Origin of the sequence: Hungatella hathewayi WAL-18680 (assembly GCF_000235505.1) — a bacterium.
Taxonomy (GTDB): domain Bacteria; phylum Bacillota; class Clostridia; order Lachnospirales; family Lachnospiraceae; genus Hungatella_A; species Hungatella_A hathewayi_A.
The window spans coordinates 619,477-632,182 of record NZ_JH379028.1 but is presented as its reverse complement, the minus strand read 5'-3'; the positions used below and the strand labels follow the sequence as shown (position 1 = coordinate 632,182).

The 12,706-nt window shown below is 54.4% G+C and carries 10 protein-coding genes and 1 pseudogene; 7 read left to right on the top strand and 4 right to left on the bottom strand.

Going from position 1 to position 12,706, the window contains the following annotated elements:
• Positions 1 to 15 precede the first annotated feature (15 nt).
• Both kdpC and HMPREF9473_RS18700 read left to right on the top strand, forming a co-directional pair.
• Positions 16 to 618, top strand: coding sequence for a K(+)-transporting ATPase subunit C (gene kdpC / locus HMPREF9473_RS18705; RefSeq protein ID WP_006781764.1), 603 nt, complete (start codon positions 16 to 18; stop codon positions 616 to 618).
• Between the two features lie 36 nt (positions 619 to 654).
• Positions 655 to 2,625 (top strand): DUF4118 domain-containing protein, encoded by a 1,971-nt coding sequence (locus tag HMPREF9473_RS18700; RefSeq protein ID WP_006781763.1) that lies wholly within the window; start codon positions 655 to 657, stop codon positions 2,623 to 2,625.
• Here HMPREF9473_RS18700 and HMPREF9473_RS18695 read toward each other — a convergent pair.
• Together HMPREF9473_RS18695 and HMPREF9473_RS18690 are read right to left on the bottom strand one after the other, a co-directional pair.
• Positions 2,612 to 3,309: pseudogene (locus HMPREF9473_RS18695) on the bottom strand (response regulator). The gene HMPREF9473_RS18700 and the pseudogene HMPREF9473_RS18695 sit on opposite strands and share 14 nt — an antisense overlap.
• Complete coding sequence (locus HMPREF9473_RS18690) at positions 3,302 to 4,858, bottom strand: DUF4118 domain-containing protein (RefSeq protein ID WP_006781761.1); 1,557 nt, start codon at positions 4,856 to 4,858, stop codon at positions 3,302 to 3,304. The pseudogene HMPREF9473_RS18695 and the gene HMPREF9473_RS18690 overlap by 8 nt, the downstream one beginning before the upstream one ends.
• Positions 4,859 to 5,097: 239 nt before the next feature.
• Between HMPREF9473_RS18690 and HMPREF9473_RS18685 the strand changes: the two genes are divergently transcribed.
• The 4 genes from HMPREF9473_RS18685 to HMPREF9473_RS18670 all read left to right on the top strand — a co-directional run bounded on the left by HMPREF9473_RS18685 (position 5,098) and on the right by HMPREF9473_RS18670 (position 9,612).
• On the top strand, positions 5,098 to 6,822 hold the full coding sequence (locus HMPREF9473_RS18685) for a L,D-transpeptidase family protein (RefSeq protein ID WP_006781760.1): 1,725 nt from the start codon (positions 5,098 to 5,100) through the stop codon (positions 6,820 to 6,822).
• 295 nt (positions 6,823 to 7,117) lie between these two features.
• Positions 7,118 to 7,987 carry a transporter substrate-binding domain-containing protein gene (locus HMPREF9473_RS18680; protein WP_006781759.1) on the top strand — a complete coding sequence of 290 codons (870 nt, stop codon included), beginning with the start codon at positions 7,118 to 7,120 and terminating at the stop codon, positions 7,985 to 7,987.
• Positions 7,988 to 8,077: 90 nt separating this feature from the next.
• The gene (locus HMPREF9473_RS18675; protein ID WP_006781758.1) at positions 8,078 to 8,869 is read left to right on the top strand and encodes an amino acid ABC transporter permease; all 792 of its coding nucleotides are present in this window, start codon (positions 8,078 to 8,080) and stop codon (positions 8,867 to 8,869) included.
• The gene (locus HMPREF9473_RS18670) at positions 8,869 to 9,612 is read left to right on the top strand and encodes an amino acid ABC transporter ATP-binding protein (RefSeq protein ID WP_006781757.1); all 744 of its coding nucleotides are present in this window, start codon (positions 8,869 to 8,871) and stop codon (positions 9,610 to 9,612) included. The genes HMPREF9473_RS18675 and HMPREF9473_RS18670 overlap by 1 nt, the downstream gene beginning before the upstream one ends.
• 54 nt (positions 9,613 to 9,666) lie before the next feature.
• Here the strand turns inward: HMPREF9473_RS18670 and HMPREF9473_RS18665 are convergent, their stop codons facing one another.
• Complete coding sequence (locus tag HMPREF9473_RS18665) at positions 9,667 to 10,275, bottom strand: sugar O-acetyltransferase (protein WP_006781756.1); 609 nt, start codon at positions 10,273 to 10,275, stop codon at positions 9,667 to 9,669.
• Positions 10,276 to 10,315: 40 nt separating this feature from the next.
• On the bottom strand, positions 10,316 to 11,674 hold the full coding sequence (locus tag HMPREF9473_RS18660) for an MATE family efflux transporter (protein WP_006781755.1): 1,359 nt from the start codon (positions 11,672 to 11,674) through the stop codon (positions 10,316 to 10,318).
• 142 nt (positions 11,675 to 11,816) lie between these two features.
• Between HMPREF9473_RS18660 and HMPREF9473_RS18655 the strand changes: the two genes are divergently transcribed.
• The gene (locus tag HMPREF9473_RS18655) at positions 11,817 to 12,704 is read left to right on the top strand and encodes an AraC family transcriptional regulator (RefSeq protein ID WP_006781754.1); all 888 of its coding nucleotides are present in this window, start codon (positions 11,817 to 11,819) and stop codon (positions 12,702 to 12,704) included.
• The last annotated feature ends 2 nt before the right edge of the window (positions 12,705 to 12,706 follow it).

Genomic DNA, 12,706 nt, shown 5'->3' with positions numbered 1-12,706 from the left:
AGGAGGTTGAGCGGCATGTGGAAACGAGTATTAAAAAAGACAGCAATTCTGTTTGGCATTATGATGATTCTCTGCGGCCTTCTCTATACGCTGGCAGTCACGGGGATATCCCGGCTGCTGTTTGGAGGGAAGACGGACGGCAGTATCATTGAAATCGACGGGGTGAAATACGGCAGCGGCCTTCTGGGGCAGCAGTACACGGATGAGAGCCATCTGTGGGGAAGAATTGTCCTGGCGGACACCTCCCTGGTCAATGAGAACGGCGAGACCGTGGTCTACGCCTGGGCGTCCAACAAGTCCCCGGCGGGGGAGGAGTTTGAGAGCGCGGTTGCGGAGCGTGTGGCCATGATTCAGGAGGCCAACCCGGACGCGGAGATGGAGGCCATTCCCGTGGAGCTTGTCACCTGCTCCGGCAGCGGGCTGGACCCCCACATCTCCCCGGCGGCAGCCGAGTACCAGGTACCACGGATTGCCAAGGAAAAGGGCATGATGGAGGACGAAGTGCGGGCCGTGATTAAGCGGTATACACAGGGAAAGCTTCTTGGAATTCTTGGGGAGGAGACCGTCAATGTCCTGAAGGTAAACCTGGCGTTAGATGGAATCTTGACGGAATCCTGACGGAATCGATAAGAACAGAAAGGGGGAACATCAGGCATGGGTGAAGCAGAGCGGAATGCGGACGCTTATTTAAAGCGGGCCGAGGCGGAACTGGAAAAAGAGAAAAAAGGGAAAATGAAGATATTTTTCGGCTATGCCGCCGGCGTCGGGAAGACCTATGCCATGCTGTGCGCCGCCCAGAGAGAGAAAAGAAGCGGCGTCGATATCGTGGCGGGCTATATCGAGCCCCATGCCAGGCCGGAAACCGCAAAGAAGGTCCAGGGCCTGGAGACGATTCCCCCCATAGTAATGCAGATGGACAAAATCGCCGTGAAGGAGATGGACATCGACGGGATTTTAACGCGCAGACCCCAGGTGGTGCTGATTGATGAGATGGCCCACACCAATGCAAACGGCAGCAGACATGTCAAGCGCTATCAGGATATCGAGGAAATCCTGAATGCGGGAATTGACGTCTATACCACCTTAAATGTACAGCATATTGAGAGTGTCCACGATACGGTGGCTGCCATCACCGGCGTGGCGGTGAGAGAGCGGGTCCCGGATAAAATCTTTGATAAGGCGGCCCAGATAGAGATGATAGACATCCCCCCGGAGGAGCTGATAGCCAGACTCCAGGCGGGAAAGGTCTATCAGAAGGAGAGTGTCGGCCAGGCCCTGGGCAATTTCTTCAGTGTGGAGAATCTGACCGCCCTGCGGGAGATAGCCCTGCGGCGGATGGCCGACTGGCTGAACCGGGAGCAGGATGAAGCGCTGTCCGGGGAAGTCAAGGGCAATGCCACAGAGCATATCATGATGTGCCTGTCCACCTCCCCCTCCAACGCCAGGGTCATCCGGCAGGCCGCCAGAATGGCGAAGGCATTTCACGGAAAGCTGACGGCCTTTTATGTGGAAACGTCGGACGATGGGCAGATGGGGCCGGAAAATGTAAGGCGGCTCCAGGAGAACCGGAAGCTGGCGGAGAAGTTCGGCGCCAAGGTGGTCACTTCCTTTGGAAATGATATTGTGGAGCAGATTGCCGGGTATGCCAAAATCGCCCGTGTGACCAAGATAGTCCTGGGGCGCAGCTATAACCGGCGGAAGCTGTTTTCCGCCAGGGAGAGTATGTCGGAGAAGCTGGTGGAGCTGGTGCCGAAGCTGGAGATCTTCCTGATTCCCGATTCCTATGACAAGACCTATGTGAAGCGGAAGAGAAGGAGAAGAAGGATTGCCGGAAATGTGGACGGGTACAAGGTTCTGTGGGATATGGGAGCCGTGTGTCTGTCCCTTGCGGGCGCCACGGCAGTCTCCTGGCTGTTTCAGAAATGTGGATTTGGAGAGGCCAACATTATCATGGTCTATGTGCTTGGCTGTATGCTCACCGCCCTGGTGTCCGGATACCGCCCTACCGGCGTCCTCTACGGCATCCTGGCGATTCTGAGCTTCAACTTCTGTTTCACGGAGCCAAAAGGAACGCTCAACGTGTACGATGCCGGATATCTGGTGACCTTCCTGGTCTTCTTTGCCCTGTCCGTCATCATCACCACCCTGGTGAGAAAACTGAAGGCCGTCACCAGACTCAATGTGGAGAAGGCGTACCGGATGGGGGTTCTGCTGGACACCAGCCAGATATTCCAGCGGGACAACAGCAGGGAGGAAATCGGCCGGGACACGGCAAAGCAGATCGGGACCCTGTTAAACAGGAGCGCCTGCTGCTTCATCGGCAATCCGGTGGAGCAGGAGCCCCTTCTGTATGAAATTCCAGGCAGGAAAATGGTGCTGACGGAGCAGGAGCTGGCGGTAGCCTCCTGGGCCTACAAGAATAACAAGGGGGCCGGAGCCGGAACCTCCACCCTGCCAGGCTCCAAAAATCTGTTTCTGACGATCCGAAACGGGGAAAAGATATTTGGCCTGGTGGGAATCGACATGCAGGAGGGGCTGCTCACGGCCTTTGAGGAGAGTGTGATGCTGGCCATGTTGAATGAAAGCGCTCTGGCCTTTGAAAAATACGAGATTACTCCACTTTAATCATACGGTACCCCACACCAATGTGGGTCTGGATGTACTGGGGAGAATCCGGTTCCCGCTCAATTTTTTGCGCAGGGTCGCCATAAAGACCCGGAGAGAGGCGATATCATTGTCCCAGGTGCTGCCCCATATTTTCTGTGTGATGAAGGTATGGGTCAGCACCTTTCCCACGTTCTGGGCGAGGAGGCAGAGCAGCTTGTATTCCATGGGGGTTAGGTGGAGCTCCTCCTCCCTAAGATAAGCGCAGCCTGCCGCAAAATCAATGCGCAGGGCTCCGTTGGTGAAGGTGGAGCCGGCCGGGGAGCTGCTGTGCATGACGGCGAGCCGCCGGATGGTAGCCCGAAGCCGGGCGAGCAGTTCCTCCACCGAGAACGGTTTGGTGAGATAATCGTCCGCCCCGGCGTCCAGAGCTTCTATCTTGTCCGCGTCCTCGCTTCTGGCGCTGATGACAATGATGGGCATGGTGGACCAGGTTCTGATTTTCTCAATCACCTTCACGCCATCCATATCCGGCAGTCCCAAATCCAGCAGGACGATATCGGGATTGTGGGAGGATGCCTCCAGGATAGCCGCCTCCCCCGTGCTGGCGGTGAGATAGCGGTAGTCATGGGTCTTTAAGGTGGTAGTGATTAAGTTGCGGATAGGCGCGTCGTCCTCGACGACTAAAATAAACGGTTTATTCATGTAAAGTTACCTCCTCTGCCGGTAGTGTGAATGTGAAAATACTTCCATGCGGTTCCTGATTGGACAGGAAAATGTCTCCGCCATGGGCGCGGATAATCGAGTGACAGAGGGCAAGCCCCAGTCCGAGGCTCCGCCTGCTGTCCGCAATCTCATTGGCTCCGCAGTAAAACATATCGAATACGTGTGGCTTGGCATCATCCGGGATGCCTGGCCCATTGTCTGCAATTTCCACGATGACCCATTCCCCCTCTTTCTTTGTCTGGATTCTGATTTCCGAACCTTCCGGCGTATATTTGATGGCATTGTCCACGATATTGATTATCACCTGGATGATAAGTCTGGCGTCCATGCGTGCCAGCAGGAATTCCTCCTGGCTTTGCACGGTGATGGTGTGCTCCGTGTGTTTCCGGTTGATATGGCGCAGGGCCTCCGCGATGACCTCATCCATCAGCTGGGCCGATGGGTTTAAATTCATCTGGCCATCCTCAATGCGGGTGACGGAGAGCAGGTTTTCCACCAGATTGATGAGCCACATGGAATCGTCATAGATATCGGTGTATATCTGTGTTTTGGTCTCCTCATTTAAACCGGAGCCGTAGGAGAGCAGGTTGGTGGCATTGCCGGAGATGGAAGTCAGCGGTGTGCGCAGGTCGTGGGAGATGGAGCGTAGCAGGTTGGCCCGCAGCTGCTCATGCTCGGCCAGAATGGCGGCGGTCTCCTTCTCTCTGGCGTTCCGGTCATTTTCCAGGGCCAGGGCGCTCTCCGCCAGAATGGAGAGCAGGACGCTGCGCTCAAAGGAGTCTAACGGCTCTTCCCCCATGACAATGCCGGCCACGCCGTGGATGTGCTGGCTGGTACGGATGGCCAGATAGAGGCAGCTGGCGCTTGAGAGGGTGTCGGTGGCCGCCCCGGCCTGATGGTTGTGCTGGAAGACCCAGGCGGCCACGGCCTTCTCATTGTCTGACTGGCTGCATGGCGCCGGCCCTCTGTCGTCTGCCGGAAAGAACTGTGGTTCCCCCAGCTTTTCTCCGTCCGAAAGATAGAACACCACATCCCGCTCCAGCAGTTTTACCAGCTGGCTGGCGGCCGCCGCCATAATCTCCTGCCCGCCCCTGGCCTGCTGGAGCAGCTGGCTGGTCTCAAACAGCACTCTGGTGCGGTACTCCGACTGTGCTGACTGCCGCGCCTGGTTCTTCAGCCGGGATGCCAGGGAGCCGGTGATAAACGCCGCCAGAAACATGACAAGAAAGGTGACCGGATACCCCTGGTCGTAAGCCTGGAAGGTGAAGTGGGGCGCCGTAAAAAAGAAATTGAAGACAAGGACGCTGACCAGGGAGGAAATCAGGCTGTATATCCAGCTGGAGGTGACGACGGATATCACCAGAACACCGAGGATGTAGATGGTGATGATATTGGCTTCCGTGAATCCCAGGTGGAAAAAGAGAAAGCCTGCGAGGGTGACGGCAAAAAGCAGCAGGATACATTTCCCGGTATTCCGGAGGACGGAGGGCAGGGAGAGCGCCTGATTTTCCGTGTCATATAAGTTCATTTGGTTTCCTCCTGTCTGTAAACGATCTGTTTTATCATGACATGGAGAATTGTAAGATAGTGTTAGAATGTGGGGCGCGGGTATTAAAATAAAATTAAGAGCGGCCGGGATGATTTTATACTATTTTAGTATGAATTAAGATTTTTGTAATAGTAACTTAAGGGAAGAACTATTAGACATGGATAGGGGGATGCGTTATAATAAAGAATGCGATTGTGAGTTGAGAAAGGAATTTACCAATGATTGGAAGGACGAAAAACAGAGCCAGAAGCAGGAGGAAGAATTCTACCGCATGGACAGCTATCATTGCCGCCGCAGGTGTGCTGGCAGTGGCCGCTGTGGCCATGGGGGGAGTGTACATATATAAGGGACAGAAATATAAGGATGTGTTCTTTCCCAATACTACCATCAACGGCGTGGACGCGTCGGAGAAGACGGTGGAGGAAGTGAAGGAGCTGATTGCCTCGCAGATTGACGGGTATGTGCTGACGCTGAACCAGAGGGGCGGCGCGAAGGAGCAGATTACCAAGGCGGATATCGGGCTCCACTCGGAGTTTGACGGCAGTCTGGAGGAAATGCTGTCGGAGCAGAAGCCGCTTTCCTGGTGGGGACACCGGAAGAAGGAGACGGAATACCAGATAGCCACCATGATCGCCTACGACGAGGAACTTCTGCAGAAGAAGATAGATTCTCTGGAGTGTTTCAACGAGGAGAAGGTGCAGGCGCCGGTGAATGCCTACGTGTCGGACTACATTTCCGGCCAGGGGTATACGGTGGTGCCGGAGGAGCCGGGCAATCTGCTGGAGAAAGAGGTGGTGGAGGCGGGAATCACCCTGGCGATTCAGAATCTGAAGGAGGATGTCTCCTTTGAGGAGCTGAACGCCTATGTGAAGCCGGAGATTACCAGCGCGGACGAGGAACTGGTGAAGGTGGCCGACAGCCTGAACAAGCACACCAATGTGACGGTGACTTACAAGTTCGGGGACAAGACGGAGGTGCTGTCCGGGGAGACGATTCATGACTGGATCAGCGTCAATGCCGACAAGACCATCGGCCTGGACCGGGACAAGGTGGCGGCTTATGTGAAGAGTCTGGCGGACAAATATAATACGGCTTACAAGAAGAAAACGCTGAAGACCTCCTACGGCAAGGAGGTGACGATCAGCAGCGGTTTCTATGGCTGGCGCATCAACCAGAGCGCGGAGACGGATGAACTGTACGGCATTATCCGCTCAGGGGAGAGCCAGACGAGGGAACCCATATACTCCCAGAAGGCCAACAGCCACGGGGCCAATGATTACGGGAACACCTATGTGGAGATTAACCTGACGGCACAGCATCTGTTCTTTTATAAGGATGGAAAGCTGCTGGTGGAATCGGATTTCGTGTCGGGGAATTCCTCCAAGGGTTATGACACTCCGCCGGGGGCCTACCCCATCACCTATAAGGAGAGAAATGCCACCCTGAAGGGGGAGGATTACCGGACGCCGGTCGACTACTGGATGCCATTCAATGGCAATATCGGCATGCATGACGCGGGATGGCGCTCCAGCTTTGGCGGAAACATTTTCAAGACAAGCGGTTCTCATGGGTGTGTGAACCTGCCGCCGTCGGTGGCGAAGACCATCTATGAGAATATTGAGGCGGGAATGCCGGTGCTCTGCTATACGCTGGAGGGAACCGGCAGCAAGACCACCTCCTCGGTTCCGAAGGAGACGGCAGCGGCCACGACAGCGGCACCGACCACGGCGGCGCCAGCCACGAAAGCGCCGGCTGAGACCACAGCGGCTCCGGAAACGTCAGCGTCTGTGCCGGAGACATCGCCGGTGGAGACCACAGCGGCCCCGGAGACCACGGCGGCGCCTGAGACAACCAAGGCGCCTGAGACGAGACAACCAAATGGCCCAGGCGACATGGGCGGCGGCGGAAACAGTTCCGGCGGCGAGAAGGGGCCAGGAGTGTAGAATCATCTGACAGAGAGGTCAGCTTGAAAGAGCGGGCCTCTTTCTGCGTTTTCCACCGGATATGTCTGGGAAATGTCTCCGGCCGCCGGTTCCGGCGCCGATAGAAGGTAACATCGGCAAATACAGGCGGAAACCTTGACAATTCCTGACTTTATCATCTATAATGTAGCTATTTGTTATACTTATCGCGAAGCGGCGTCTGCTCCACAGGGACAGGCACACGGCAGGTTTGACAGGTATGGGAAAATGCAGTCAGCAAAAACCCAGCAGGGGATTGGAAAGAGGAGAGAAGATTATGAGAAAAAGTATGAGAACAGCAGCAGCGATTCTTGCGGCCGTCATGGCGGTAGGTATGTTAACCGGATGTGGCGGTAAGGCCGAGAGCCCGGCAGGAACCCAGGTGGCAGACGGAGAGAAGAAGACTCTGAGAGTGGCTATGGAGTGTGCCTACGCGCCTTACAACTGGACACAGCCGGATGATTCCAACGGAGCCGTTCCCATTGCAGAGAGCAATGAGTACGCTTACGGTTACGATGTGATGATGGCAAAGAAGATCAGCGAGGAGCTGGGTTATGATTTGGAGATTGTGCGTCTCGACTGGGATTCTCTGATTCCGGCCATTCAGGCGGACAAGGTAGACTGCGTTATCGCGGGTCAGTCCATCACCTCCGAGAGACTGGAGGCTGTGGATTTCAGCGAGCCATATTACTATGCAACGATTGTCACCCTGGTAAAAGAGGGAAGCAAGTATGCGGACGCCAAGAGTGTGGCGGATTTGGCAGGGGCTACCTGCACCTCCCAGCAGAGCACCATCTGGTATGACATCTGTCTGCCACAGATTGCGGACGCCAACATTTTAGCGGCTACCGCCAATGCACCGGACATGCTGATGTCCTTACAGGCTGACAAATGTGATCTGGTAGTGACAGACCAGCCGACCGGCAAGGGCGCTCTGGTGGCCTACCCGAACTTCAAGCTGCTGGAATTTGGCGGCGCGGAGAATGACTTCCAGGTAACCGATGAGGAGATTAACATCGGCATTTCCATGAAGAAGGGCAACACCGAGTTAAAGACAGCGATCGACGGCGTGTTAAGCAAGATGACGAAGGATGACTTCTCCAAGATGATGGATGATGCGATTGCCGTTCAGCCGCTGGCAAGCTAAGGATTGAAATCGAGGCAGGGCGCCCGGAAATGGCCGGGGCCTGTCACGGAGGATAGTCAGGATATTTACACAGAATAAGGAGAAACGGATATGCCAACAGACTTTTTCGGCCGCGTAATGGTCGTATTCAACCGATATGGTTCGTCCATGTTACAGGGCGCCGGGGTCAGTCTCCGGATTGCCCTGGTGGGTACCGTTGTGGGATGTATCATTGGTTTCGCGGTGGGTATCGTGCAGACCATTCCCGTAGAACAGAAAGACAATCCGGTAAAGAAAGGATTTCTGTGGGTGGTGAAACTGATTTTGAACGCCTACGTGGAGTTCTTCCGCGGAACGCCTATGATGGCCCAGGCCATGTTTATCTACTTCGGCCTGCTGCCGCTGCTGGGCGTGAATATGACCATGATTCAGGCGGCCAACTTCATTTTGTCCATCAACACCGGCGCTTACATGGCCGAGACAGTCCGGGGCGGTATTCTTTCCATTGATTTGGGCCAGACGGAGGGCGCGAAGGCCATCGGTATGACCCATGTGCAGACCATGCTCTACGTCATTCTGCCGCAGGCGCTGAGAAATATCATGCCGCAGATTGGCAACAACTTAATCATCAACATCAAGGACAGCTGCGTGCTGTCTGTCATCGGCGTGGCCGAGCTGCTCTACAAGACGAAGGCGGCGGCCGGCGCCCTGTACATGAACTTTGAGACCTACACCATCACCATGGTGATGTACTTCATCATGACCTTTACCTGCTCCAGAATCCTTCGGTGGCTGGAGAACCGGATGGACGGTTCCGACAACTATGATTTGGCGACGACGGACACCCTGGCGCACACCAGCGGCATGTACCGCTACCCGGAGACAAAGAAGGAGGAGAAATGATGGCAGCGAATCATATATTGGAAGTGCGCCACTTGAGCAAGTCCTTTGGCAAGCATGTGGTTCTGCGCGACATTGATTTTACGGTGGATAAAAGTGATGTGACCTGCATCATCGGCGCCTCCGGTTCCGGTAAATCCACCCTGCTCCGGTGCATCAACATGCTGGAGACTCCCACCACGGGAGAAATCCTGTTCCATGAAAATGATATCACCGAGCGGAAGATGAACGTGCCCCAGTACCGCTCCAAGGTGGGCATGGTGTTCCAGAGCTTTAACCTGTTCAATAACCTGACGGTCCTTGACAACTGTATCGTGGGCCAGACCAAGGTGTTGAAGAAAAATAAAGACGAGGCGAAGAAATCTGCTCTCTACTATCTGGAAAAGGTCGGCATGGCGCCCTACATCAACGCCAAACCGAGACAGCTATCCGGCGGACAGAAACAGCGTGTGGCCATCGCCCGCGCCCTGGCCATGGAGCCGGAGGTGCTGCTCTTCGACGAGCCAACATCCGCACTGGACCCACAGATGGTAGGCGAGGTTCTGGCCGTCATGAGAACCCTGGCAGGCGAGGGCCTGACCATGATTATCGTGACCCACGAGATGGCATTTGCCCGCGACGTGTCCAACCATGTGGTATTTATGGCGGACGGTGTGATTGAGGAGGAGGGAACTCCGGCAGACATCTTTGGGAACCCGCAGAAATTGAAGACAAAAGAATTCTTAGGCCGGTTTATGAATGGCTGATTGAGAAACGCGCTGATTCGATGGAAACAGAATCAGCGCGTTTTTTGTTGGTTGTTATTCTATCGGCACATCGAATTCCCTGTTTTTGTAATAATACTTCCGGTCATCTTCCGTAATCTCGCGGATGACCTTGCAGGGATTGCCGGCGGCGATGACATTGTCGGGGATGTCCTTTGATACGACGCTTCCGGCGCCGATGACGACGTTATTGCCGACGGTGACGCCGGGGAGAATGACGGCATTGCCGCCTATCCAGACATTGTCTCCGATGGTGACGGGGATTCCGTACTCGTAGCCGGTGTTCCGGCTGTCGGGGTGAATGGGGTGGCCCGCCGTGTAAATGGAGACGTTGGGGGCAATCTGGGCATTTTTGCCGATGGTTATTTTCCCCACATCCAGCAGCGTTAAGTTATAGTTGGCAAAGAAGTTTTCGCCGACTTCGATGTTCCAGCCGTAATCACAGTGAAACGGCGCTTCGATCCAGACGTGTTCCCCTGTTTTCCCCAATAACTGTTTTAACAGCTCCAGTATTTTGTCCTGCTCCGTTGGAGGCAGGTGGTTAAATTCATAGATTTTCTGTTTGCAGGCAATGCGTTCTTCCTCCAGTCCGTCCAGCCACGCTTTGTATGGCAGTCCGGCCAGCATTCGTTCTCTCTGGTTCATTGGTGTTCCTCCCTGTTGGTTTAGTTTTTTTGTTCTTGTTTTATATGTTTGTTTCCCGCGTCAAATCCTTTACCCACCGGTATTTCTTATAGTTTCCGTAAACGGCCGGAAGTTTGACAAGCTCGTCCAGGTTTAGAATTACATACACGGCAAGCACGGGGAAATCAAGGACGAAGGCGGCAGTCAGTCCAAGCGGAATGATGATGACCCACATCGTAATTAAGTCGCACAGGAATCCAAATTTCGTGTCCCCTCCCGCGCAGAAAATACCGGCAATGGTGGTGGAGTTGATGGATTTTGCCACGATATAGTAAGCGCAGACAAAAAGCATGACACGGAGATATCCGTGGGCGGTGGGGGTTAAATTCCCGACGCCGTGCAGAATGAGGGGGGTGAGAAGCAAAATCACCACTCCGGAAAAAATCCCCGACACGGCCGCCAGTCTGCACAACCGCCCGCCGTCCTGTCTGGCTTTGCCCAGATTGCCGCGCCCCAGTTCATTTCCAATCATGATTCCGCTGCCGGTTCCGATTCCCATGCAGAAGCAGGAGATCAGGTTTTTGACAATGTTGGCATAGGAGTTCGCGGCGATGGCATCACTTCCAAGGTGTCCCATAATCACGGTAAACATGGTAAATCCACAGCCCCACACCAGCTCGTTGGCCAGGACCGGCGAGGTATAGCGCCAGAAATCCTTTTTCAGAATGCGGTTCGTATGTACGATATTGGAGAGTCTCAACCGCACCACGTCCGGTCTGGCGTTCTCGCAGAGGACCAGGGCCAGCTCCACCAGGCGGGCTATCACCGTCGCGATTGCGGCGCCCACGATGCCCAGCTTTGGAAAGCCGAAGAGTCCGAATATCAGGATGGCATTTAACAAAATGTTCAGTGTCATGGAGGTGATGCTGTAAAGGGTGCTTTTCAGGGCTCTTCCGCTGTTTTTCATAATGCAGAGATAAATCTGCGAGACGGCGGCCAGCAGGTAGGACCAGCTGACCGTGTGCAGATAACCGGCTCCCGCCTGTATCAGCGTCTCCTCGTTGGTAAAGATGCGCATCAGCATGGCCGGGCACAGGAGGGCCGCCATAAAAAAGACGGTTGATATCAACACCGACAGTGTTGTCGCAAATGCCAGAATATGCTCCACGGCTTCGCGGTTGTGTTTTCCCCAGTACTGGGCCGCCAGGATGGTGGTTCCGATGGTTAATGCGGCGTAAAAAAGGCTCAGCACAAATTGAATCTGCGTGGCCAGGGACACTGCCGACAAGGATTCCTGGTCTACCATGCCCAGCATCAACGCGTCGGAGGCCCCGACAAAGGCGGACATCAGATTTTGTAGTGCGATTGGCAGTACCAGGGCAAATAGTTTTTTGTAAAAGGCTTTGTTTTCCGTATTCATCTTTTGACACCGATTCCTCTCAAATGTTATAATAATATACATAAGCTCAGAATTCTAGCACAATATGGTTTAAATATTATCACAATCGTATTCGGCCTGTTGAAGGAAGCAGGCGGTATCCGCCCGGAAAGGAGCAGCCGATATGGCAAAACTTCAGATTGACACCATGCCGGACCAGTATGAAATCATCCACTATGACACGCCCGGAATCCCCCTCTATATCCGAAAGGGGAACCTGTTTGACTATCCGGGCAGAAGAGCGCCCTGCCATTGGCATGAAGATGTGGAATTCATTTTTTTGCTGGACGGGGAAATGAACTATTACGTGAACGGCGAGCATGTGGAATTGGGCAGGGGAGAGGGGATTTTCGTTAACTCCAGGGTTATGCATTACGGCTATGCGGCCCGGAATGAAAACTGCAGCTTTATCTGCCTGTTGTTCCACCCGTCCCTGCTGGCCTCCTGCCAAAAGGTGTTTCAGAGATATGTGGAGCCGGTTTTGGAGGAGAGGAGGACTTCCTATCTCTGCCTGAATCGGCAGGGGCAGGGGGACATCGTAAAGCGGATTTTAAATATATGGGAGATGAAGGAGCAGCAGGCTTCCTGCTACGAGATGGAGGTGATTGGCGCGCTGTATTCGCTGTGGCATTTGGTCAGTGACATGACCGGGCAGATGACGGGAAGTCCGGAACGGGAGCCGTCCGCGGATGTCACGGCGCTGCGGCGGATGGTTTCGTTTATCCGTCTGCATTTCCGGGAGGAGCTTTCGCTTCAGAATATTGCGAATGAGGGGAATGTCTGTAAGAGTAAATGCTGTAAGATATTTAAGGCGCAGTTAGAGCAGTCGCCGATTGATTACCTGAACAGTTACCGGCTGCATATCAGTGCGGATTTGCTGAAGTATACTTCCATGACGGTCTCGGATATTGCGCTGGAATGCGGATTTAATCATTTGAGCTACTATTCCAGGCTGTTTTCCAGAAGCTATGGCTGTACTCCGCGGGAATACCGCCGCGGGGAAATGACGTAGGC

What these genes read in the sequence shown, in the direction of transcription:
- HMPREF9473_RS18670 (WP_006781757.1), top strand. Translation starts at nt 8,869, where the DNA reads ATGGCAGCGAATCATATATTGGAAGTGCGCCACTTGAGCAAGTCCTTT.
- HMPREF9473_RS18690 (WP_006781761.1), bottom strand. Translation starts at nt 4,858, where the DNA reads ATGAACTTATATGACACGGAAAATCAGGCGCTCTCCCTGCCCTCCGTC.
- HMPREF9473_RS18675 (WP_006781758.1), top strand. Translation starts at nt 8,078, where the DNA reads ATGCCAACAGACTTTTTCGGCCGCGTAATGGTCGTATTCAACCGATAT.
- HMPREF9473_RS18660 (WP_006781755.1), bottom strand. Translation starts at nt 11,674, where the DNA reads ATGAATACGGAAAACAAAGCCTTTTACAAAAAACTATTTGCCCTGGTA.
- HMPREF9473_RS18680 (WP_006781759.1), top strand. Translation starts at nt 7,118, where the DNA reads ATGAGAAAAAGTATGAGAACAGCAGCAGCGATTCTTGCGGCCGTCATG.
- HMPREF9473_RS18685 (WP_006781760.1), top strand. Translation starts at nt 5,098, where the DNA reads ATGATTGGAAGGACGAAAAACAGAGCCAGAAGCAGGAGGAAGAATTCT.
- HMPREF9473_RS18665 (WP_006781756.1), bottom strand. Translation starts at nt 10,275, where the DNA reads ATGAACCAGAGAGAACGAATGCTGGCCGGACTGCCATACAAAGCGTGG.
- HMPREF9473_RS18655 (WP_006781754.1), top strand. Translation starts at nt 11,817, where the DNA reads ATGGCAAAACTTCAGATTGACACCATGCCGGACCAGTATGAAATCATC.
- HMPREF9473_RS18700 (WP_006781763.1), top strand. Translation starts at nt 655, where the DNA reads ATGGGTGAAGCAGAGCGGAATGCGGACGCTTATTTAAAGCGGGCCGAG.
- kdpC (WP_006781764.1), top strand. Translation starts at nt 16, where the DNA reads ATGTGGAAACGAGTATTAAAAAAGACAGCAATTCTGTTTGGCATTATG.